Origin of the sequence: Paenibacillus sp. FSL R5-0519 (assembly GCF_037974275.1) — a bacterium.
In the GTDB taxonomy this organism is placed as follows: Bacteria; Bacillota; Bacilli; order Paenibacillales; family Paenibacillaceae; genus Paenibacillus.
In genome coordinates this window covers 3490547-3514540 of record NZ_CP150234.1, presented here as the reverse complement: position 1 = coordinate 3514540, position 23994 = coordinate 3490547, and the positions used below count along the sequence as shown (strand labels likewise).

The following is a 23994-nucleotide window of genomic DNA, read 5'->3' as shown; positions in this document are numbered from 1 at the left end:
AATCAGAATGAAAAATGGAACAAGCTAAAGGAGTCTGGATTCATGCAATCTCAACCGAATGATCGAATTAAAGTTCACCCAGGCTTTTGGGCCGGATTATATCAATTGGGAATTGGTGCAGAAGACATCGCTTGGACAGCACAACTATCTCTCGAGACAATAAATAAACCTGTAGTGACCCAATCTCAGTACTTTGCAATCTGGCAGGCATACTCTGATCTCATAGGGGACACTGCAAAGGGCATCATCAAACTTGCAACCGGATATGAGATATCCAAGTATCCTCCGCCTGTGCTGGCGATGTACCATGCTCGTGATTATCGTGATGCGTTGAATCGAATGATCCGTTACAAGCAAATGTGTCCTCCCGAGAGTTTGCAGATTACCGAAGCAGGGGAGGAATGTATCATTGAACTCGAATGGTTACATAAGGAGCTAACAGGTCCGCCATTATTGGTCGGTATTACGCTGGCATTTCTGCTTGAACTTGGACGTAGGGGTATAGGCCAGCCTTTGATGGCCAAAAGGGTCGAGTTCTCCCAACCGATGGGTAACATATATCCCCTTGAAGCTTACTTTGGCTGCCGAGTTGAGACGAACTCCAACTATAATCGGGTGACGCTGGAGCGAAGAGATCTGAGTCTTCCATTTCTCTCGTATAACGAGGAGTTACTGGAGATTCTGACCCCGGCTCTGGATCGGTCGCTGAACGAACAGAAGAGCAGTCATTCCATTACTGGAGTGGTCAAATGGATCTTGAAACGCAACCTCACAGGAAAGCGCCCTGACATCCAGGCGGTCGCCAAAGAACTTCGTATGAGTGATCGTACCTTGCAACGGCGACTGACGGAAGAAAATACAAACTTCAAGCAATTATTAACCGAAGCCAGACGTGAGCAGGCAAGGGAGTACCTGGCAGATCCTTCGCTCGATATCAAAGAGGTCGCATTCCTGGTTGGATATGAAGACCAGAATTCGTTTTATCGTGCGTTTCGGACCTGGGAAGGAGATACGCCATCGAATTGGCGTGTCAGGCATTAACTCTGGCGCAAGATGCTAGTTACTGAGCCCTTCCGACTGCGTAATATTATAACTATCCAGTGCATGAAGCTGTTAACAATGTTCTTAAATAGCTGCCGGATAGTTGTAATCATGAAGGAGAAATGCAGGATGGATATGGGACTAAAAGAGAAAACAGCCTTAGTTACAGGATCAACAAAAGGAATTGGTAAGGCAATTGCCATGGAACTTGCCCAGGAAGGTGTTCATGTGCTGATTAATGGACGCAATGAAGAAGAGGTGGAACATACCGTTCGTGAAATCAAAATCAATTTTCCGGAGACATCTCCGCAGAAGGCCACGGCTGATCTTGTAGATCAAGCGCAACGCCAAGGTTTATTTGAGAAATTTCCCGAAGTTGATATATTAATCAATAGTATGGGCATATATGAGATCATGAAATATGAAGAAGTGAATGATGAAGTGTGGGAGAGATACTTCCGTATTAATGTGTTGGCTGCCAATGGCTTGTCCCGATTTTATTTACCTAAAATGATGGAGAACAATGACGGGCGCATTATTTTCATCGCAAGTGAAGAAGCCCTTATGCCCTCAGGCCAGATGCCCCAGTATTGCATGACCAAGTCAATGCTACTGTCATTATCCAAAAGTTTATCCAAACTGACAGCAGGCACCGATGTTACAATTAATACGATCCTGCCAGGCCCAACACTGTCCGAAAACGTACGGGAAATCATTGAGGGCATATACCCAGATGAGACGTTGACTTTCGAGGAAAAAGAGAAGGACTTTATGAAAAAAAATCTGCCTCAGTCTGAATTACAGCGCTTCATCAAGCCAAGTGAAATAGGCAGACTCGCCGCTTTTGTATGCAGCCCGTATGCATCAGCTTTTCGAGGCTCTCCCATCCGTATGGACGGGGGTATGGTACCCACCATATTCTAAAATTGTTCAGGATACAGCATAAGTAACGATAAGAAGTCGCCAGTATTGGCGACTTTTTTTATACATCAGACCTATGCGAGGAGGGGCATCAAGTTTATAATACAGGTATGATTTACCGAAAACGGTTTCTGTGATTTGGAAGCGATTACTTCTATTAAACAGATGAATTCAGAGGAGACAAAATTATGATAGCTGCATTAAATCTGGAAGGTGTCTGGAAACTTCAGCTCGATGAGCATAAAGTGGAGAATGGTCTGAATTTCTCAGACGTTATTACTTTACCTAATACAACTTCTCATGCGGGCAAAGGCAAGAAAAATGAACAGGTGTTAATCGGTGCGCTGACGGATGAGTATTTGTTTGAAGGATATGCCTGGTTTTCACGTGAGATTGATATTCCCGAACATTTGGCGAATAAACGTTGCTTCTTGCACCTGGAACGAACACGAGTAACCACAGTTTGGATTGATGGGGTGGAATGGGGCACGCAAAACAGTTTAAATACACCTCACCGTTACGAGTTGGAGGCAGGGTTAACGGCTGGGACACATACGATCACGATTCGAGTGGACAATACCAATTATCCAACCAAAGGCGGTCATCTTACATCTGAAGACACGCAGACCAATTGGAACGGGATTACCGGGAAGATGGAACTTCAATTTTTTGAGCATGTATTTCTGGATAATGTGCAGGTCTACCCTGATCTTGCGAATCGGTCTTTTGAGATCAAAGGAGCACTTGTCGGTGAGCTGAGAGGAGTACATATCGTCATATCCGCTGTTGCTGTCAGTGCAGATCCGGTTCATACGACGAAGGAACAGAGTTTCATTCCGGATTCGCAGGAGATTGGGCTGACATATAAGATTGGCGAAGATGCCATGTTATGGAGTGATGATGAGCCTAATCTGTATCAACTTGACATTCAACTGCAAGACGAGAACGGGGAAATACTGGACTCCACCGAAGTATGGACAGGATTACGGGAATTCCGGGCAGCTGGGGACAAATTCACGATTAATGGTCGCAAAACGTTTCTTCGGGGCAAACATGACGGGCTGATCTTTCCGCTCACGGGATATGCGCCAACCGATGTGGATGAATGGGTTCGCATTCTCGCGATCTCCAAGTCTTACGGCATTAATCACTACCGTTTCCATACCTGTTGTCCTCCAGAGGCTGCTTTCATTGCGGCTGATCTGCTCGGCATCTATATGGAACCTGAGCTTCCGTTCTGGGGAACCATTACGGACGAATCCTCCGATGCACACAATCAAGTAGAGCAGGATTACTTGATCAGCGAGGGATATGCGATGCTGCGAGCTTTTGGTAATCATCCTTCGTTTGTCATGATGTCCTTGGGAAATGAACTTTGGGGCAGCAAGGACAGATTGAATTTAATTCTGAAAGCATACAAAGCATATGATCATCGTCACCTATATACCGAAGGCTCCAACAACTTTCAGTTTGTACCGGACATTCTGGAGGAAAGTGAATTCTTTTGTGGGGTTCGATTCTCAAAAGAGCGTCTGTTCAGAGGTTCGTATGCCATGTGTGATGCGCCGCTAGGACATGTACAGACCGACTTGCCCAACACATTGAAGGATTATGATTCGAACATTGTACCTGAGCAAGGTAGTGATGCTGGCCCTGCTGCTCAAATGGGGGACAAAGAGATTCAGATCCAATATGGCACAAGTTCCAAAACGGTGCAGGCTGAAGCCGGAAGTGATCAACTCGTCTCACATGTACCGATCATCTCGCATGAAATTGGACAGTATGCCACGTTTCCGAATTTTGAGGAGATCAGCAAGTATACAGGCTCTCTTAAAGCCAAAAACTTCGAAGTATTCAGAGAGCGTCTGGAAGCCAAAGGATTGGGACATCTGGCAGAAGCCTACTTCAGGGCCTCTGGCAAGCTTGCAGTCGCCTGTTACAAAGAAGAATTGGAAGCGGCTTTTCGTTCGCAGCAACTAGCAGGTTTCCAACTACTGGATCTCCAGGATTTCAGTGGTCAGGGAACAGCGCTGGTAGGTGTACTGGACGCATTCATGGATTCCAAAGGCATGATTACACCTGAAGAGTGGAGAACGTTCTGTTCCGATGCGGTGTTGCTCGCGAGATTCCCCAAATATAACTATCGAGCTGGTGAGTTATTCGAAGCGCGTATTGAACTAAGTTACTTCCGGAGACAAGTGTTGGATGGATTTCAACTAAAGTGGGAGCTACTAAGCGAGCAGCAACAAGACGGCATCCTTGTAGAAGGGAGAGCTGACCTACCAGCGTTCAATGGAGAACATTATGTGAGTATCACGGATCTTAGCATTCGTATTCCTGAGGTTTCCAATATGACCAAAGTGGAGCTGAAATTGTGCATTCTGGGCACGGATATCCGTAAGTCTTACGACTTGTGGATCTACCCGGGGCAAGTCGAAGTGGATCTAAGCGGTCTGAATCTATTTACCGAACTCTCGGAACAGGCGTTAGCGCTGCTTGAGCAGGGCGAGGATATTTTACTATTCCCGAATCCTGATCAGATTCAACACGCGATCCAAGGATTCTATAGCACCGACTTCTGGTCTTACCCGATGTTCCGATCGATATCGGAGAATATGAAAAGAGAAGTACCTGTGGGCACAATGGGCTTGTTAATTCAACAGGATCATCCGGTCTTCGAACATTTTGTCACAGAGGAGCACTCAACCTATCCGTGGTGGAGCATCGTTTCTGAATCGTCATCCATCATTCTGGATGAGCTGAATAAGGAGCTGCGGCCAATCGTGCAGACCATTGATAATTTTGAACGAAACCACAAGCTCGGCCTGTTGATGGAGTGTCGGGTCGGGAAGGGTAGAGTGCTGATGGGAGCGCTGAATCTGGAGCGTTTGATGACTACATTGGAGGGCAGACAGTTGTTATACAGCTTCCAGCGTTATGTACAAAGTCCGGCCTATCAGCCAGCTGCCAGCCTGGAAGTCGAGGAACTTCGCAAGTTGTTTAACTAAGACTAGTTGTGTAGAGGCAGCAGATACCTATTGCTTAAACATGTATTCTCAGAAATATGCTTATAAGACCCTTTCATTCGTGGAAGGGTATTTGGCATTTTTTCATTTTCTTACACTTCAAGGTTAATATTAAGCAGTTCATCCCAATTCGACACCGAAACCTATGCTAATATAGTATATTCGAGAGTGAAATTCAGAGTCGATGTTGATGAAAGGCGGATGTCCCTCCATGTTTAATATTGCAATCTGTGATGACGAGCAGCAGCAGCGAGATCGTGTGAAATCAATGCTGGTCTCTTTATCTCTAAAAACCAATTTTGATTTTCAAATTAGCCTATTCACATCTGGAGAACAACTGCACTCACACTACAGAGAGGTTGGTGATACATTTCATATTCTCATCCTGGATGTGGAGATGGGCGGAATGAACGGAATCCAGACCGCTAAAGAGATCAGGAATATGAAGTTTCTGGATGTACAGATTATGTTCTTGACCAGTTACCCGGAATACATGGTGGAGAGCTTCGATGTCATCACTTTTCAATATCTGATCAAGCCAATTCAGCCACATGTTTTCGATGAGAAGATGATTAAGCTGTGTCAATATTTTCAGGCATTGGAGAAAAAGTATGTGCTGATCAAGTCAGACTATGATGAATTGCTGCTGAAATATGATGACATCCTCTGGATGGAGGTCGTCAAAAGCTTAACGATCAAGAACAAGTTGAATGTGGTGACACGAGAAAATGTGCATGAGACCAAAGGGGTTTTATCCAGCTATGCTTCCGGTTTGAAAGACCATGGTTTTTTGCAGATTCATCGCTCGATTATCATTAATCTGATGCACGTGCAGAAGTTTTCCGGTACTCAAGTCGTTATGTTGAATGGAACGGAGCTGCCCATAGGCAGATCCAAGATTAAGGAAGTCAAGGATGCTTATACCAAATACATGATTATGAGGGTTCAGTAAATGGACATGTATATGATGTTTTCCATCATCTTCGTGACCTTACTTATGGCTTTCCAGGCAAATTTTTATTTTGACTCTGTGTTGGGGAAGTCCAAGCGGAAGCCGCGTAGAGCAGTCTATTTCTTGGTATTTGTGCTGTTGGATTACTTTTATTTGGCAACTTCCTTCTCCGACCTCGTTTCGACTGCGATTGCCCTGGTATTAATCTTCAGTCTGGCACTCTCCTATGATGTGGAGCTTAAAATCAAGCTTGTGTTTACCATCCTGTATGGGGTTTTGATTACGATGGCGAATACGATAGCCGTATATATTCTTGGCGTTTTGGAATCCACAGGAGACTTCATCTCATGGGAACAGTTCAATGGTGAAAATCACTGGATTCTCTCCAAGGTGATGCTGCTTGGTTGCAGTATCATGTTCATTGTTATTCAAATTGTACGTCTAGTCGCGAAACGCAGAGGTTTTGCTGTGCATTATCGTTATTATTTGTTGTTTCTCATTGTGCCGTTAATCACGATCTATCAGATCAATGTGGCCTCCATCTATAGTGAAAAAAACATTTTCTACGTCTTTTCTGTACTAGGTTCTCTATTTCTCAATGTATTCATTGTTTATGTATTCGATAATATGGTGGAAAAGGTACAGCTCACGCATGAAAATACCCAGTTACAGCGTCAGATGGATTACCAGGATGCCAACTATGAGAAGACCGTTCACAGTTTCAAAAACATTAAATCCATCATCCATGATATCAATCAGCAGTTTCTGTATATTGATGAATGTATCCAACGTAACGAACTGGCGGCGGCAGGTGACCATATCCAGTCTACATTAGATACCATTGAAGGTGCGTATCAGCGGGTGAACTCCGGCAATCTGGTCATTGATGCACTCGTTACGAATACCCTGGCTATGGGGCAGGCAAACGGGATCAAAATCGACACCAAAATCCAGCTCCACTCGCAACATATCCAAATCGATCGATATGATCTGTGTGTCGTGCTTGGTAACATGCTTGATAACGCAATTGAGGCCTCCAAGAAAGTTAGACAGGCCGAGGATCGATACATCCTCATTGCCATTCACTCCACATCAACTGCACTTGTCATCCAGATTATGAATCATGTAGAGAAACCGATCGTTGAGTTGAAAAGTGAAAAGCCAAATCCCGAGTACCATGGCATCGGTCTAACCAATATCTCGAGAATATGCGAGAAATATGGCGGACATATGAGTATTGAACATCCGTTTCGGAAGTTTAACAACATGGTCGTGCTTCCGTTTCACACCGACAATCCCTGAACATACCGTTCGGGGATTGTTTTTTTCCATTCAGGGTCCAAATGCGTTCGATCTGTCATTTCCCGGATATGATGAATTCATTCATAAGAACATTTGAGGGAGGACATTGGGATGAAAAAATTAATTAGTCTTTTATGTACAGCCGTGATTGTAATTACGCCGATGACAGATGTCAGCGCAAAGGAGAATACCAGTACAACGATTGAGACACGGGCGGAGCAGATCGCCACGGAGATGGTGCAAAACTACGGTGTCACCAGTGTACAATATGCGATCAGGGACGAAGGGAAACTCATTTTATCAGATAGTGTTGGATTGCACGACAAGGCATCACAAAAACCTATAGACAAGGAAAGCATGTATGGCATAGGTTCGGTTAGCAAAATGGTTGTTACGGCAGCCGCCATGAAGCTGGTTGATTCCGGCAAAATAGATCTGGATGAGCCGCTTACTTCGTATATCAAAGACTTTAAGATGACAGATCCGCGATATACTCAAATCACACCGCGCATGTTGATGAATCATTCATCCGGTCTTTACGGTACACATTATGGAAACAGTATGTTGTTTGACGATAATGACACCCGCAATCATGATGAACTATTGCTCAAACTTCAGTCCGAAAAACTGAAATCCAAACCTGGCGCATACTCCGTCTACGCCAATGACGGTTTTCAATTGCTTGAAATCCTGGTTGAACGGGTGAGCGGATTAAGCTACAGCGAATATATCGCCAAGTTCATCAGCGAGCCATTAAAGTTGGAATCAACGAAAACGCCAATGGATGACTTTGATAGAAAGCAGTTATCTGAAACCTATTGGCCAACACTTGCAATGAAGATGCCAACCGAAAATGCAAACATTATCGGTACAGGCGGAGTGTACTCTACCGCAGAGGAGTTGAGTCAATTCGGAGAGGTTTTGATGGGGAATAGACCGGATATTCTGTCCGAATCTGCTGTGAAGGCCATGCAAGCTCATGAATATCGTAAGGGCTTGTGGGTATCAGATGAGCAAAATACGATCAATTATGGCTTGGGGTGGGATTCGGTTGACCTTGCACCTTTTAGCGATTATGGGATTACCGCGTTTGCCAAAGGCGGAGATACCATGTTATACCATGCCGTGTTAATCACTATACCGGAACATGATATTTCTATGGCGGTCCTATCCTCTGGTGGATCTTCCGTCTACAATCAGATGTTTGCCAGCAAAGTGCTGCTGGAAGTTCTGGCCGATCAAGGTATTATTGACAAGGTGAAGCCCGATCAGGCCTTCTCGTCACCCGATAAAGTGAAGATGCCCACAGAATTAAACACATACTCTGGTCTTTATGGTACGGTAGGAGAAACATTGGACATAAAGATCAAGGATGGCGAATTCACATTGCCTGCCTTGTTGGGTGGAATTGTCCCGGAGCAGAACTACGTGTACACAGGGGATGAACATTTTACAAGTACAGATGGCAGCGTGAAAGCCAGTTTTGTGAAGGAACGTAATGACAAGGTGTATGTTAAAGTTCAGGCCGTGATAACGTTACCTGGGATAGGCCAAACCATAATGAACACATACGATTATCAAAAGCTGGAGCAACATGCGCTGGATGCAACAACAAAAGAGAAATGGACAGCTCGTGACGGCTCGAAATATTACGCATTGGATGAAAAAATAACATCGATCTTTTATCTGCTTCCATCGATGCTGATCAAAAATCTGTCTGTTGATGCCCAAAATGGTTACGCCAATGGCACGGAAATCTTGGATGCGAATAATGCGAAGAACATCGCCCAGATTCCTGTGATGAATGGAAGAGATGCGTTCGATCTGCAATTTTACACGAAGAATGGTGCCGAGATTTTGATCCAGGATGGGCAGGAATACATTGCAGAGGATGCAATTAATCCAATCTTTGGTGGTAAAAAAGGAATTACGACTATCCCGGCTAACGGTCAAGCCCGTTGGTATGCCATTGACGCCCGATCGGCGAATAAATCTATTACGGTGAATTCTCCGAACTCCGGCGGTTATGCTGTGTATAATGAACAAGGGGAAGTGGTTGATTTCTCTGTAGCAACCCATCAGAAATCGACGAAGCTGCCGAAAAGTGGTTTTATCGTTTTTGGTGGCAACGCCGGTGATGTATTCCAGATTGAATTAAAGTAAAGCAGGGACCTTGTTGCAAAGGCACGTTCCCAACGTGTCACATAACTAATGTAGTATTCAGAAAGTCGCCAACTGGCGGCTTTTTTTATTTTTTAGAATAATTTAACAATCGGTTAACTTTTCGGTCTCACTGCTCGTTATATTTTATGTAGTTATATATCAGGCTCATTTATCACAGGAGGAATCACTTTCTATGATCAATCGACATAAACGTCACACAATGAAGCATTATAAAAGAAGTGCAGGCAGACCCATCATTGCTGGTCTTACTGCCGGAATGCTGATGGTTCATGGAGTCATCGGCGTACTGCCATCTCAGGCACATGCTGAAGCATCGGATGTATCCATTCGTAACTGGTATTCGTATCAGCGAATCACTGTACCTGAACTGAAACCTACTTGGACAGCAAATGTAGATAACTATTTGAATATGAATGAGACGTACATCGGAGCAAGTGCCATTGCAGAAGAAGGCAAAGTATTCACGTTTGCTGGATCGAAGTTGGTGGCACTTGATGCGACAACAGGTAAAAGGTTGTGGACTTACGGCAAAGATCTGACACCTTATATCATCTATCAAAGCGGCGTCCTTTACGGACTGACCAGTGATCATAAGCCTTATGCCTTGAATGCAAAAACAGGCAAAGCAAAATGGCAATCTGTCACATCCACCTGGATTGATACGGTTCAACGTACAGAAGTGTTGGTGCCAACAATGGATACGCTCTACGTGATTAAAGGAAGTACAACGTTTGCACTGGATATCAAGTCAGGCAAATTGCGTTGGTCGGCAGATGAACCATTAGGGGAAGGTCATGGTACTGAGTATCTGGAAGAAGCTAATGGTGTGGTGCTGAGAACTTTTTTTGTTCAAGGAGCACTTACATCCACTCAGCTTAATGCGTACGACAAGAAAACAGGCAAGAAGCTATGGGGTCATTTTGGTCAGGGGGAGGCTCTTCAGATCAAAGACGGTCTTGTATATTCAGCGGATTACTATACTCCAATGTTGGGAGATGATGACGAATCTTCGCCTGAACGCAAATGGAAAGTTAATGCGTACAACCTGAAGACGGGTGTGTTAAAAGGAAGTCAGGAATACACCTGGAAAATCCCTGGTGATCCACCGTATGAAAATGGGTATGGCGGAATTTTTACGAGTAAAGATAAACTATACATTTTGCAAGGGGACAAAATAGCCGAGTATTCATTGACTTCAACCAAGTCTGAACCCACGCCACTTCGAACTTTTCGTAGCCCTCATGGAGAAAATATGGTGTGGGTTGGCATTACACAGGAACGGTTGATCTTCAGAAATGCCAACACGGGAGAACTCACAGGCATTAAGCTGGCTAATGGTCAGAAGGTACAGTGGCATGGTGATGCCCCCGTTTCTCAGATCGATGTTTACGGTAAAGGAATGTATCGAGCACAACGTAACGGCACTTTACTTGCACTCAACACGATGACGGGGCAGCCTGCTTTTCGAGTCTCCACCGGTGGTGACCTGCACAACACGACGTTGAAGACAAACGTAATGATTATTATCCAGGCTGAAGGCAAACTTCTTGGCGTTAAGCTTCCAGCATCGCTGAAATAATGGTTTCAGAATGAAAATTATAGGGAGAAGACCGGATCATGGCATAGCTTGCGCCTCTAATCCGGTCTTTTTTATTTTTGCGCGTAAAATACCGCAAAGTCCAAGGATTTGTACATGCAATCAACCACAGGAAACCCCGCTTCTTCCAACCACATAAACTGATCCTCCAGCGTAGCATTGATATCCACCTTGCGTCTTTCGATCGAAGCCGAGATGGCTTCCTCAGACAAACCACTTTGATGAATTGCTTCTAACCAGCGCTGGCGGTAATAGGTGTCCGTATCAGGAGTTCTTCCTTGAACCTGATCTGCGTTGATGAAGCGACCACCTGGTTCTAACAGCTTATGTACAGTTTCAAACACCTTTTTCTTGTCAGCGTGGGTCAGATGGTGAATAGATAGGGAGGAAATAATCATATCGTAGGAACTGGTGAAGTTGTAACTTGAGTAATCTCCAACCAAGTACTCTACTTCTCTAGCATCAGCAAACCTTTCACGTGCCCCTTCGAGCATCTGATCACTGATGTCGATCAGGGTTAATCGGGCGTTGGGGTACTTTTGCAGGACCAATCCGGAGAGAAGCCCCGTTCCTGCACCGAGATCAAGAATACGAGGTGAATCGAGCGAACATTCCATTAGATTCAGAGCCATTCCATAGAAATCATCAAAACAAGGGATAAGCTGTTTACGCTGCACATCATAATCCTGGGCTACCTTATCGAAAAGCTGCTTTACGGAGAGTTCCATGTGCTCATCACTCCTTGAGGTTTTCTCCATAGTTTACAAACTGGAAGGAAACAAGGGAAATACCGATTATGGATAAGTTCATAGGCTGGAACTATGGGTTCCGAGTCAAAAGGTCGCCAACTGGCGGCTTTTTTTAGATTGAACGGAGAAGTAAAGACGAATGATTTGCTGCATTTGACCTAGAGTGTACTCTAAGGTGTAAACTTGCATCAGAAAGAAAATGAACTATTTCAAAGGAGACGGATGAGATGACACAAGAAGATATCCATAAAACCTTACAACATAAAATTGACTCGGGATTCAATCATCGGAGTACAACGGAGGACGTATTAAGCAATATTGATCTGACAGGACGACTTGCTATTGTAACAGGCGGTTATTCCGGCCTGGGTCTGGAGACGACACGCGCGCTAGTCCAAGCAGGTGCTCAGGTCATTGTGACGGCACGCCGACCAGCTGTTGCCCAAGAAGCTCTATCCGGACTGTCCGGTGTGGAAATTGACGAACTGGATCTCGCGGATCTCTCAAGTGTTCGTGCCTTTGCCAAGCGGTTTTTGTCGAGTGATCGCAACATCGACATGTTAATTCTCAATGCGGGCATCATGGCTTGTCCGGAGACGCGTGTTGGTCCTGGATGGGAAGCTCAATTTGCAACCAATCACCTAGGCCACTTTGCATTGACTAATCTGTTATGGCCAGCACTTGCAAATCAGGGTGGCGCACGTGTTGTTTCCTTGGCATCAGCGGGACATCATTTCTCACCGATTCGTTGGGATGACATCCAGTTTGAGCATGATTATGAGAAATTCCCTGCCTATGGACAGTCCAAAACAGCAACCATTTTATTCAGCGTTGAGCTGGACAGACGTGGTGCTGAACAGGGAGTGCGTGCGTTCTCGGTTCATCCAGGTGGAATTATGACGCCATTGCAGCGTCATATGCCTAAAGATGAGATGATCGCATTGGGCTGGATTGATGAATCTGGACAAGTGGCCAATCCTGCATTCAAAACACTTGAACAGGGGGCGGCAACGCAAGTCTGGGCAGCAACTTCTCCTCAGCTTGAGGGCAAAGGCGGTGTCTACTGCGAGGATTGTGACATCAGTGAAATGGCTCCTGAAGATGGAGGTTTCTATGGGGTGAAAGAATATGCGATAGATCCTGAGCAAGCTCTTCGTCTATGGAATCTGTCCGTAGAGCTGACGGATACGGATATCCCAACCACATAAATCCTTGAGTTACACAATAATTAAATCGAGATTCACACTAAACGCTACTGAAGTTGTCAGTAGCGTTTTTTTATTTTGCTCATACTATTTGAGAAAGTAACATCCCTCATGGTTAGGTGAATATCATATATCAGAATAGAGGGAAGAAAGGATACATTATACGGCTCAGTGAAGTGAAATAAATGTGATGGATTGTAATGTGAGTGCTTTTCCATTTAAAATAGAGGAATCATGTTCTTTTTGAGAACGCAGGGAGAGAAAATCATGAATATTTTTGAGCAACACATACCTTTAGAAAAAGTAAAATTCAATGAACCGCTAAAAAATCACACGTTTATTAAAATTGGTGGTAAAGCAGATATCCTCATCCATCCAACAACGATAGACGAAATCACTAAAATCGTAGAGATTGCCAACATACATCAATTGCCGCTGACGGTTATTGGCAAAGGCTCCAACGTCATCATCAAAGATGGAGGTATCCGTGGTGTAACCATTTCCCTTAGTCATTTCGATCAAATTAAAGTGAGTGGAGACAGTATGATTGCGCAAAGTGGCGTTGATATCATTGATGTATCCAGGCTTGCTTTGGAGCATAGCTTAACCGGTTTGGAATTTGCTTGCGGTATTCCCGGAAGCACGGGGGGCGCACTCTACATGAATGCGGGTGCCTATGGGGGTCAGATCGAAGATGTTGTTGAACGAGCGACTGTGATCACCAAAGACGGTACAGTATTGGAGATCCCGCGAGAAGAGATGAAGTTTGGTTATCGAAATAGTCTCTTCAAGATGGATCACTATATCATACTGGAGGCCGAATTCGGGCTCAAAAAAGGAAACAAGGAAGATATTGCAAGCAAAATGAAGGAATTAACGTTCATGAGAGAATCCAAGCAGCCGCTTGAGTTCCCCTCTTGTGGAAGTGTATTTAAACGACCCGAAGGACATTTTGCCGGTAAACTGATTCAGGATTGTAACTTGCAAGGCACTCGTATCGGAGGTGCAGAGATCTCCATGAAACATGCGGGTTTTATCGTAAATGTGGATCACGCTACTGCCCAGGATTACATGGATCTGATTCAGTTTATTCAGAAGAAAGTACATGATACGTTCCAGGTTGAATTGGAAACCGAAGTGATCTTCCTGGGAGAATAGCTTCGATGAATACTTGAAAGGTCGCCGTTGGCGACCTTTTTTGATTGGACACATTGGATTCGTACAAGAATCCATATACTAATTATGGTAATATTAGAGTGAATGTTATTAATATTTCATCGTTATTATAAGGAGTGCACTCGGAGATGTCCAAACGTAACAGGAGAATCCTGCTAATCATCACAATGGTAATTGTACTCTTGCCCTTGTCAGTCCTGACATATATGTATATGAATGAACGTGCAGGGGGGCTAGCGGATCAACGCATATCTAAAGTTTGGGGATTAAGTGAACCTATACAGATTCCTATAGCGAATAGTCCTGAGAGGGCAGTTCAGGAATTTAGAGGTGAATTTTATACCTCCCAATTTATTCATCAGGAGGCTGTAGACGGAGGTATGATTTTGTTCACACAAAAAAAGGGTCGGGAAAAAAACAGTAATCTTCAGATGGAGTATGCCCGCAAGAACATGTTCGGATGGAAATGGGTATGGGGTGGAGGTTATTCCATAAGTGAGGGTCTACACACCAAGTTTGCTTTGAATTATATGAATATACCGAAGTTGGATAAAGTCTCGGCCCCGTTTCCGATGTTGTTTGGTGACATCGTAGATCCAACCATTAAGCGTGTAACTATTGAAATCAAGCAAAATGGAAAACCAGTAGAGATAGAAAGCAAATTGGTTGAAGTGAGTCGGAGCCAGCTAATCTGGTATGTTTTCCTGCCACCCGCAGCAGATCTCCCATATACAATTCAAGCTTATAATGTTGAGGGCGAACTTATAGCAAGCAAGCGAATTGAAGATGCGAATGACAGCGGCTCATTGAATGTTGAACGATGATTCATAAGGATGTGATGATGGATATTACGCAGGATCATCTGTTGTTCGATTGGCTTTCACATATTTGAGCTGCGCAACGATGATGACGCTGATGATCACCAGCAGGAACCACGAACTGATCTTGCTAAAGCTAACCAGTTGCCAGGCATCATGCTGATCGGGATATTTCCAGCCATTGAAGAATGTAGCGATATTCTCCGCAGTCCAGATGAAGAAACCAACAATGACAAAAGCAATGGATAACGGCATTCGATAGGTCGTTGCCCGTACCCGGTAGATAATCCATGTTTTCCAAAAGACAATAAATACAAGCACCGTTAGCCACCAGCGAAAATCGGGAATAAAATGATGGGTGAAAAAGTTGATATATATGGCTGCACCGAGCAGAACGGAAGGTAATGTACCAGGCCATCCAGTCATGTCCATTCGCAATCTTCGCCATACCTGACACATAAAGCTGGCTACACTCGCATACATGAATCCACTGTATAAAGGGACACCAAGGATTTTGGTGTACGCTGGCTCAGGGTATGACCATGAACCCATCCATACTTTATAGATTTCCAGCGCCAGGCCAATCATGTGAAATACACAGATGACCTTGATTTCATCCCGGGTTTCCAAGCCGCTTCGATACATCAGGTACTGTACAACAAGCAATACCAGCAGGATCGCATCATATCGATAAAGGAAAGGAATTGGGATGATGCTGGATAGGGCCAATGTGCCAAAGATCGCTACAGGAAATATGCAGCTCATCGCCTGATGATAGCCGAAATGAAGTAGCTGTACTATAGGTTTCATTTCAGATTCAACTCCTTTCCAAACACGTTGGAGCCAGATTTATTTAAGATTTAGGGTGTTTATCATAGGCGTTTTTTTGCCTACACTTCATCATATAGATATTTCTGTGAATAAAAAGAGAAAAAAACGCACGAATCTGTTCTTGTTTTTCAGCATTGTATTCCTCAACCGTGATGACTCGGTCCTTCCATGTATATTCTCTCGTGGTTATGTTAAAATGGAATTCGAACAATTAACAATAGACAAGGAGGCCGCCATGCAACCGATCAAACCTCAAGATATTCAGCTCCGAATCAGTGAACTTGCTGATCAGGACTTATACGTACATCTGGAACTCACGTCAGGTGCATATGCACATCATTATGATAGTTCGAAGCATCCGGCATCGGCATTCATTACCAATGCGGCCATACGATATACGCAGGGCTCCATTTCGGGTACGGGTCCATACCGGGTAGGTCTAAAAACCACTCAGGGATGGATATATGCCGAGGGTCTTACACATATTGACGAACAGGAAAACGAAAGACTTATTCTGGCTGGTCACGACACTCAAGGCAAGCTGGTTGTCGCGTTACAACTGAGTCGGGAGATGTTCTGATGAAAGTGGAGGATGGAAAAACCATGAATACGACACACAATGAGCATGAGCGAATCTTGGTGGTGTATCCACATCCGGATGATGAAGCTTTCTCTGTATCGGGAACATTAGCCAAATACATAGATGGCGGTGCCCATGTAACCTACGCTTGTCTGACACTTGGCGAGATGGGGCGCAACATGGGCATTCCTCCCTTTGCCAACAGAGTCACATTGCCTGCGATCCGCAAGCAAGAACTGATCGAAGCTTCCGCAGCGATCGGAATCCAGGACTTAAGAATGCTCGGTTTTCACGATAAAATGATTGAGTTTGAAGACCCGCAGCTGCTCGACGATTGTATTATGGCACTGCTTGAGGAACTGAAACCGTCGCTCGTCATCACCTTCTATCCGGGCTTCAGTGTTCATCCCGATCATGATGCTACGGGAGAAGCCGTCATTCGCACGATTACTCGTCTTCCTGTAGCTGAGCGGCCAGTGGTTCACTGTGTTGCGTTTTCGAATAATCATGAACAATTCATTGGCACAGCAGATGTATTCGTTGATGTGACTGGATTTTTAAGTCAAAAAATGGCATCAATTCGTGCCCATCGTTCCCAATTCCAGGCAGCAGAGCTTGTCGGAAATCGTGAGCTCGATGATGAAGAAATCAAGAAACGCTTTGGTAGAGAAAAATTTTGGACCTATCCATTTGAATAATCGAATCACTTAGAAGTCGCCATTATGGCGGCTTTTTTTGGTTACATCACAATATCGACACAAAAATGTGCTGTCTATAGCCTAATTGAGCTATATGGAAAAAAATTCGTTTTAAGTACACTGTGATCAGGATTGTGATAACGCTTCATTATTGGGTTGCTTCAATGGATGAGGAATAAGGATGAATGATTCTGAGTGAAATGGAGGGATGGTGTGTACAGCCAAAGTATGTTTGAGATTGACGTAAGATCTGTTAAACACAACGCCACAGTATTACACCTTAGCAACAAGGAGCCAGATTTGCGCGGGATGAATCATGAATAATTTTGGGGAAAGGTTGCGTGTGTTTGGCTGTTGCAAGAAAAGCAGGGGCCTGGTCCTGCCTTTTCTAATTAGCATGTTGATTGCCCTATTGTATTTCCCGCAGGGAAAGGCCATGGCCGCCTCTGTAGAACGTGATCTCATTCCCCTTCAGCCAATGATTGACCGTTCTACATCCGGAGATGTCATTGTACTTGAGTCAGGCCGATATGCAGGCCCCATAACGATTGATAAGAACATCACTATTCAGGGCGATACTACGGTCATTGTTGTTAACCCGGAAGCCACATCTACAATAATGATTCGTTCGGATGGGGTGAAGTTGAGAGGTTTTACCATTGAACATGATGCGAATGCACAGACTGCAGCCATTCAGGTTGAAGGGAACAACAGTGAGATCACGGATCTGCATATTCAGACCCAGGGTTTTGGGATGATCATCCGGAATTCAAGTCAGGCGGCGATTCAGCGGAACAAGATCACTTGGGTGGGGTCTGGTTCTGCAACCAGTAGCCAGAAGGGCAATGGCATTGATCTGTACAACGCCCATGACAGCTACATTGAAGGCAATGAGATCACAGGCATGCGGGATGGCATCTATCTGGAGAACAGTCGCATATCTACCGTTCGAAATAACAGGCTGTTACATACAAGGTATGGCATCCACTGTATGTACATAGACGGATCTTCTGTCATGGACAATACCGGAGAGGAGAACATGACAGGTGCCATGATCATGGGCGTCAAGAATACGGTTATATCGGGCAATTCTTTTCGCAAACAAAGTACCCATGTTCATTCCCAAGGCATTCTGTTGTATGACGTACATCAGTCCTCTGTACTCAACAATGTGGTGGAGGGTAACCGTGTCGGTATGAATATAGCAGAGTCATCAGGCAATGAGATCCGTGGCAATGCGGTACTTCGGAATTTTGTGGGCATTCAGCTGGTTCTTGCAGAAGATAACGAATTTACACATAACCAATGGGTCTCTAATGTTATTGAGGCTTCGGCTTTGGATAGCCCGAACAATGTCATGATGGAGAATTACTGGGACTCCTTTCAGGGGCTCGATCTAAATCAGGACGGAATCAGTGAGATTTCCTATGCGATCAATCCTTTTTATGAGCAACTGGTCAGTCGAAATTCTGCGTATCAGCTCTTTTTTCAATCACCGGGCATGGTCTTTCTGAGTGACTTGTATACAGAAGGAAGAGAACAATGGACTACTGACAAGTCGCCACGAATGAGCATGGATAAGGGATCTGATCTGCACATAACAGTGGAAACAGCTACAGGCACCCATATGGTTTGGATCATTGGGCTAGCTTTGCTGGGTATAGCGACTTTTATCATTATCTATATGGGGGTATCACGAAAATGAACAAAAGCTTGAACGGAAGATGGTCAATGCTTATGGTACTTATGTTTGGCATCGTATTATTAACAGCTTGCGGAACAAAGTACGCGGCATTGCCGATCAATGAAGAGGTGGATATCTGCGCGATATGTAAAATGCAGGTGAAGGATGATGCATATGCAACGCAGCTCACCACAAAAGACGGCCAAAATTACAAGTTTGATGATATCGGTTGCATGAACCAGTGGAAAACAGAGAATGGCACAGATAACATCGGCATGGACTATGTGCGTGATTATAATGACAAGGAATGGATTGAATACAGCAAAGCCACGTATGTATATGATGCTTCATTGCGCACGCCTATGGCCTATGGAATTCTAACTTTCAAGGACAAGCCATCGGCTGAAGCGTTCGTTGCGGAGCAAGGTGTGGGGACCATTATGACTGCTGAGGATCTTGCATCGCATGACTGGAAACAAAATACAGAGAGTATGGACATGATGGGTGAACATGGGCACGGAGAAGAGGGTATGAGTGACGATGGAATGAGTGATAAGACACACCAGGAAGATGAGACGAAAGAAGAGTCAGGCCACTAGGCATGACCATAGAAAATGGTGATCAATGATGGCAGATATGATACAGATTGCAAGACGGGAAGTGAAGATGGGATTTCGCAATCCCTGGGCATATTCGTTTCTGATTCTTTTTTGCACATTTAGCTTAAGCTTGTTACTCCTGAATTCGCAGAATCTGGTTCAAGGATATTCGGGCACAACAGGTTCGATGCTGAATCTGATTCTATACCTTTTGCCATTAATGACGCTGTTCCTCGGTTCCTTCTCATTAACATCCGAAAAGGAAGATGGCAGTTGGCAACTGTTAGCGACATATCCCATTGGTACGATGTCCTTTATTGTGGGCAAGTATGTTGGGTTGTCGATTGTATTGATTACCATTGTTGCATTCGGATACGGCCTGATGGGAGTGATTAGCGGAGTAATCGGGAATCCACTGGATGTCATGACATATCTTCTCTTTCTGGCATTCTCGTGTGGACTGGTGATGTTATTTCTAACACTGGCTCTATTCATCGGTTCGTTGTCGCGCAATCGGTGGCAGGCATTAACCATCTCGGTGACCGTATGGTTTTTCGCAGTCATTGGATGGCCAACGTTACTGCTCTCAGTATTGGGATTGATGCCTTATCTGTGGGTCAAACCGATGCTGGTTATGCTAACGTTCATCAATCCGGCTGAGCTGGTGCGATTGTTCGTAGTCATCAAACTGGGAGGCGGATCCATTCTGGGGCCTGAATATTATCAATGGGTGGAGTGGGTGCAGCAACCCAGTGGCAGTTGGATTTTCATCGGGATATGCCTGTTCTGGATAACCTGCTCTGTCCTGACCATATACGCGATCTGGGAGAGGGGGCGTTCTCATGGATAAAGCGGGACTCGAAGTGATAGGATTGTGCAAATCCATTAAAAAGCAACCGATTGTTGAGGATATCTCCTTTCGCATGAATTCTGGCCAAGTGCTTGCCCTCTGTGGAGGCAATGGTGCAGGAAAGAGCACGGTGCTGCGTATGATCGCTGGAATTCTTCAGCCTACCACCGGTGAAGTTATAGTCAACAATATTCGTTGGTTGAAGGAGCGCAAACATTATTCACAGCAGATTGGATATATGCCGGATGATTATCAATTTAATCAGGGATTAAGTGCGGAGGAAATGCTTCTGTTCTGGGCTTCTCTGCGGAAAGTTCCCAAGGGGAGAGTACAGGAAGTACTGACTATGGTAGGTTTGGAGAGTCAAAAGAAAAACCGGGTTACGACTTTCTCCAAAGGGATGCGCCAACGTGTGTTATTCGCTCAAGCTGTACTGTCCAAACCTCCATTGCTCATCATGGATGAGCCAACAAATGGATTGGACCCGTTCTGGATGCAGGAATTAGCTCAGCTCCTCAAGGGTATCAAGCAGGATGGCCACATGGTCGTGTTCTCAACCCATCAGCTGGAGATTGCAGATGATATTGCGGATCAGGTGATATTCATGAACCAGGGACGTAGTGTGGGAGAGGGCTCAACCCGTGACTTTCGTGATCAATTCGGTTCGCTCCATGCAGCATTTCATCAAAGTCTTGGGTTAAAGTGAAGGTGAGTTCAGTGCAGAAGAAGAATCTTAAGAGCAGACGTACTCTTACAATTTTGATTGGTTTGTTTGCTTTGTTAGCAAGTGCATGGGCTATTTTTGAAAATGTATCGACACCTGAGTCAGGGCGAGCCAACATGATTCAAGTAGGGGCAAGGGCCCCTGATTTCACAGCGGTTAATTCAGCAGGCGAGCAAGTGAAGTTGTCGGATTATCGGGGCAAAGCCGTCATGATTAACTTTTGGGCTTCATGGTGCACGCCCTGTGTAAGGGAGATGCCGCTCGTACATCAGATTGCCCAGGACTATCAGAATGATGTGGCAACCCTGTTTGTTAACGTGGGGGAATCGAAGGGTACGATTCGTGAGTTTATGGATAAGCAAGCATTTGATTTTCCGGTCATCATTGATGTGACGGGTAACATATCAGGGATGTATCGTATTACGGGTTTGCCCGCTACGATGGTTATTGATAAGGAAGGGAAGTTCCGTCACATATTGCTGGGCGAACTTACTGAAGACATCCCTTTGCAGCAATGGCTGGAAGAGAGTATTTAGTCGTAAGAGTTGGATGGTGAGAAAAGCGGCAGGAACCCCCAAGGTCGCCCAAGATCGCCGATAATACAAGTGAAATGAAGGTACGGTAAAAGTAACTACAAAATGTAACCAGATAAAAAGCCGAACACCCGTTTAACGAAGGGGTGTCCGGCTTTGCTTTTTTAAATATGCTGCTTCGCAGCAGAGATTATAATACAGCAGTGGAAGCGTAATTGGTACGGGCGATTCTGGTTGCATCCACCATGTTACGGAGGGAAGCCACCGTTTCTTCCTGTCCACGGGTTTTTAATCCGCAGTCCGGGTTGATCCAGAACAGCTTCGGATCAAGAACACGCAGGGCGCGTTCAATCATGCTGCTCATTTCATCCACACTTGGAACCCGTGGACTATGGATATCATATACGCCAAGACCAATACCCAGCTCATACGTATTTTCTTCAAAACTATGAATCAGTTCGCCGTGACTACGGGACGTCTCAATAGAAATGACATCTGCATCCATGGCTTCGATGGAATCAATCATGTCATGGAACTCGCAATAGCACATATGCGTATGAATTTGGGTCGTTTCGTGCACCGTGCACGTGGAAATGCGGAACGCTTTGACCGCCCAGGCCAGGTAATCAGCTTGTTCATTTTCCTTCAACGGAAGCCCTTCGCGAACAGCCGGCTCGTCAACCTGAATCATGCCAATGCCTGCCTGTTCAAGTGCCTCAACTTCCTGTCTTAGCGCATACGCCAATTGATAGGCAATCTGCTCCCGAGCAATGTCTTCCCGTACGAACGACCAGTTCATGATGGTAATTGGGCCAGTCAGCATGCCTTTAACAGGGCGATCGGTCTGCGATTGAGCATATTTCGTTTCTTCTACCGTCATTTCACCCGTAAACGCAACATCCCCGAAGATAATAGGTGGCTTCACGCAACGTGAACCATACGACTGTACCCAGCCGAACTGTGTAAAGGCAAAACCGGCAAGTTTCTCGCCAAAGAACTCAACCATATCGGTACGCTCAAACTCACCATGTACCAATACGTCAATTCCGATCTCTTCCTGAAGCTTAATCCAGATATCAATCTGCTCCCGGATGAAGGCAGCATACTGTTCGTTGTTCAACTCACCTTTTCGCCACAACTGACGTGCTTTTCTGACTTCAGCAGATTGCGGGAAACTGCCGATCGTTGTCGTCGGGAAGAGTGGCAATTGCCATTTGGCCTGTTGAGTTTCATGACGCTCGGCAAACGGACGGGAGCGCTCTGGCTGTTGAACACTAATGGAAGCAACGGCTTCCTGTACAGCAGTACGGTTCCGATCTTCGGATTGCTGAAGCGCTTGAAGCGGAAGCTCGGCTTCGTCTATTTTAGCGGTAATCTCTGAACTTGGTGAAGATAAGGCTGTTGTCAAAAGAACAATCTCATCCAGCTTTTCATCTGCAAATGCAAGAGCATTCTTCAGTTCGGATGTAAGTTTGGCCTCCCGTGCAGTTGTAACGGGCACATGCAGCAGGCTGCACGAAGATTGCACGATGATACGATCAGGCGTCACAATTTCAGCCAGTTCATTCAATAAATTCAGTTTGCCTTGAAGGGAAGCTTTCCAGATCCCACGGCCATCAATAATACCTGCACCCAGCACTTTGTCTGCCGGGAAACCGGATGTTTGAATGGATTGTATGTTACCAGAGAGTCCGTGTACAAAATCTAGCCCTATCCCTTGCACTGGCAATGACACAATGTCACTGTAGTTTTCGACAGATTCAAAGTACGTTTGCAGCATGATATTCAGGCCCGGCACGGCTGCCGCAAATGTCTCATATATTTTATTCAGACGCTGCACATCTTCAACGCTTAATTTGGTTACCAGGATAGGCTCGTCGATCTGCACCCATTGAACACCTTCACTTGCAAGTTCTTGAAGCAATTGAGTATAAAGTGGCAGCAAGCGGTCCAACCAAGCGTCCGTCTCGGATTTATCATAGCCTTTCGAGAGCTTCAGGAAGGTTAATGGTCCAACAATGACCGGTTTTCCTTCAATGCCGAGTTTTTCTTTTGCTTCACGATATGCGAGAAGGGGTTTGTTCTCTGTCAGAGTTGGGGAAGCCCCATCCAGTTCAGGTACGATGTAGTGATAGTTGGTGTTAAACCATTTTGTCATTTCACTCGCTGCGGCATCTTTCGTACCCCGGGCAATGCCATAATATACAGACAACGGAACCGAGCCACCATCATAAGCAAAACGTTTAGGAATAATGCCGAACATCACGGCCGTATCCAGGATATGATCGTAATAACTGAAATCATTCACCGGAATGAGGTCGATTCCTTTTGCTTGTTGTTTGCGCAAATGATCGATACGGATCTCCTGCAGACGTGCGTGAAATTCTGTTTCCTCCAATTTGCCTGCCCAGAACGCTTCCAACGCTTTCTTCCATTCCCGATCAGCACCAATACGCGGATATCCCAATACACTACTTTTCGTCATCGTTTAAAACCCCTCTGCTTTATGTTACACAAAATTTAT

The 23994-nt window shown here is 45.0% G+C and carries 20 protein-coding genes; 17 read left to right on the top strand and 3 right to left on the bottom strand.

Features of this window, described 5'->3' with window-relative positions; translation table 11 throughout:
• Positions 1 to 42: 42 nt before the first annotated feature.
• The 7 genes from MKY73_RS15780 to MKY73_RS15750 all read left to right on the top strand — a co-directional run bounded on the left by MKY73_RS15780 (position 43) and on the right by MKY73_RS15750 (position 11005).
• Positions 43 to 1041, top strand: coding sequence for a helix-turn-helix domain-containing protein (locus MKY73_RS15780; RefSeq protein WP_339302538.1), 999 nt, complete (start codon positions 43 to 45; stop codon positions 1039 to 1041).
• Between the two features lie 129 nt (positions 1042 to 1170).
• Positions 1171 to 1965, top strand: coding sequence for an SDR family NAD(P)-dependent oxidoreductase (locus MKY73_RS15775; RefSeq protein WP_339302537.1), 795 nt, complete (start codon positions 1171 to 1173; stop codon positions 1963 to 1965).
• Positions 1966 to 2150: 185 nt separating this feature from the next.
• Positions 2151 to 4970 (top strand): glycoside hydrolase family 2 TIM barrel-domain containing protein, encoded by a 2820-nt coding sequence (locus MKY73_RS15770; RefSeq protein ID WP_339302536.1) that lies wholly within the window; start codon positions 2151 to 2153, stop codon positions 4968 to 4970.
• Between the two features lie 229 nt (positions 4971 to 5199).
• A complete protein-coding gene (locus MKY73_RS15765) occupies positions 5200 to 5940 on the top strand; it encodes a LytTR family DNA-binding domain-containing protein (protein ID WP_339302535.1) in 741 nt (246 codons plus the stop codon).
• On the top strand, positions 5941 to 7242 hold the full coding sequence (locus MKY73_RS15760) for a GHKL domain-containing protein (protein WP_339302534.1): 1302 nt from the start codon (positions 5941 to 5943) through the stop codon (positions 7240 to 7242). It abuts the gene before it with no gap.
• Positions 7243 to 7353: 111 nt separating this feature from the next.
• Positions 7354 to 9405 (top strand): serine hydrolase domain-containing protein, encoded by a 2052-nt coding sequence (locus tag MKY73_RS15755; protein WP_339302533.1) that lies wholly within the window; start codon positions 7354 to 7356, stop codon positions 9403 to 9405.
• Positions 9406 to 9598: 193 nt separating this feature from the next.
• The gene (locus MKY73_RS15750; protein WP_339302532.1) at positions 9599 to 11005 is read left to right on the top strand and encodes a PQQ-binding-like beta-propeller repeat protein; all 1407 of its coding nucleotides are present in this window, start codon (positions 9599 to 9601) and stop codon (positions 11003 to 11005) included.
• Positions 11006 to 11076: 71 nt separating this feature from the next.
• Here the strand turns inward: MKY73_RS15750 and MKY73_RS15745 are convergent, their stop codons facing one another.
• Positions 11077 to 11751 carry a methyltransferase domain-containing protein gene (locus MKY73_RS15745; protein ID WP_339302531.1) on the bottom strand — a complete coding sequence of 225 codons (675 nt, stop codon included), beginning with the start codon at positions 11749 to 11751 and terminating at the stop codon, positions 11077 to 11079.
• 248 nt (positions 11752 to 11999) lie between these two features.
• Between MKY73_RS15745 and MKY73_RS15740 the strand changes: the two genes are divergently transcribed.
• The 3 genes from MKY73_RS15740 to MKY73_RS15730 all read left to right on the top strand — a co-directional run bounded on the left by MKY73_RS15740 (position 12000) and on the right by MKY73_RS15730 (position 14977).
• The gene (locus MKY73_RS15740; protein ID WP_339302530.1) at positions 12000 to 12980 is read left to right on the top strand and encodes an SDR family NAD(P)-dependent oxidoreductase; all 981 of its coding nucleotides are present in this window, start codon (positions 12000 to 12002) and stop codon (positions 12978 to 12980) included.
• Positions 12981 to 13244: 264 nt separating this feature from the next.
• Positions 13245 to 14135, top strand: a complete 891-nt coding sequence (murB, locus tag MKY73_RS15735; protein WP_339302529.1) for a UDP-N-acetylmuramate dehydrogenase — start codon at positions 13245 to 13247, stop codon at positions 14133 to 14135.
• 146 nt (positions 14136 to 14281) lie between these two features.
• Positions 14282 to 14977 carry a hypothetical protein gene (locus MKY73_RS15730; protein ID WP_339302528.1) on the top strand — a complete coding sequence of 232 codons (696 nt, stop codon included), beginning with the start codon at positions 14282 to 14284 and terminating at the stop codon, positions 14975 to 14977.
• Between the two features lie 24 nt (positions 14978 to 15001).
• Here the strand turns inward: MKY73_RS15730 and MKY73_RS15725 are convergent, their stop codons facing one another.
• Positions 15002 to 15781 carry a DUF817 domain-containing protein gene (locus MKY73_RS15725; protein ID WP_339302527.1) on the bottom strand — a complete coding sequence of 260 codons (780 nt, stop codon included), beginning with the start codon at positions 15779 to 15781 and terminating at the stop codon, positions 15002 to 15004.
• Positions 15782 to 16037: 256 nt separating this feature from the next.
• Here MKY73_RS15725 and MKY73_RS15720 point away from each other — a divergent pair, with 256 nt between their 5' ends.
• The 7 genes from MKY73_RS15720 to MKY73_RS15690 all read left to right on the top strand — a co-directional run bounded on the left by MKY73_RS15720 (position 16038) and on the right by MKY73_RS15690 (position 21473).
• Positions 16038 to 16382, top strand: coding sequence for a YojF family protein (locus MKY73_RS15720; protein WP_339302526.1), 345 nt, complete (start codon positions 16038 to 16040; stop codon positions 16380 to 16382).
• Positions 16382 to 17080, top strand: coding sequence for a bacillithiol biosynthesis deacetylase BshB2 (gene bshB2, locus MKY73_RS15715; RefSeq protein ID WP_339242556.1), 699 nt, complete (start codon positions 16382 to 16384; stop codon positions 17078 to 17080). Before MKY73_RS15720 ends, bshB2 begins: the two co-directional genes overlap by 1 nt.
• A gap of 316 nt (positions 17081 to 17396) precedes the next feature.
• On the top strand, positions 17397 to 18785 hold the full coding sequence (locus MKY73_RS15710) for a NosD domain-containing protein (RefSeq protein WP_339302525.1): 1389 nt from the start codon (positions 17397 to 17399) through the stop codon (positions 18783 to 18785).
• The gene (locus MKY73_RS15705; RefSeq protein ID WP_339302524.1) at positions 18782 to 19363 is read left to right on the top strand and encodes a nitrous oxide reductase accessory protein NosL; all 582 of its coding nucleotides are present in this window, start codon (positions 18782 to 18784) and stop codon (positions 19361 to 19363) included. Before MKY73_RS15710 ends, MKY73_RS15705 begins: the two co-directional genes overlap by 4 nt.
• 28 nt (positions 19364 to 19391) lie before the next feature.
• Positions 19392 to 20213, top strand: a complete 822-nt coding sequence (locus tag MKY73_RS15700) for an ABC transporter permease subunit (protein WP_339308620.1) — start codon at positions 19392 to 19394, stop codon at positions 20211 to 20213.
• Entirely contained in the window at positions 20206 to 20919 is a 714-nt protein-coding gene (locus tag MKY73_RS15695; protein ID WP_339302523.1) for an ABC transporter ATP-binding protein, read from the top strand. Before MKY73_RS15700 ends, MKY73_RS15695 begins: the two co-directional genes overlap by 8 nt.
• A gap of 11 nt (positions 20920 to 20930) precedes the next feature.
• Complete coding sequence (locus MKY73_RS15690; RefSeq protein WP_339302522.1) at positions 20931 to 21473, top strand: redoxin domain-containing protein; 543 nt, start codon at positions 20931 to 20933, stop codon at positions 21471 to 21473.
• 187 nt (positions 21474 to 21660) lie between these two features.
• Here MKY73_RS15690 and metE read toward each other — a convergent pair whose 3' ends face one another.
• Positions 21661 to 23955: a 5-methyltetrahydropteroyltriglutamate--homocysteine S-methyltransferase gene (gene metE / locus MKY73_RS15685; protein WP_339302521.1), complete on the bottom strand. Its 2295-nt coding sequence runs from the start codon at positions 23953 to 23955 to the stop codon at positions 21661 to 21663.
• Positions 23956 to 23994: the final 39 nt, after the last annotated feature.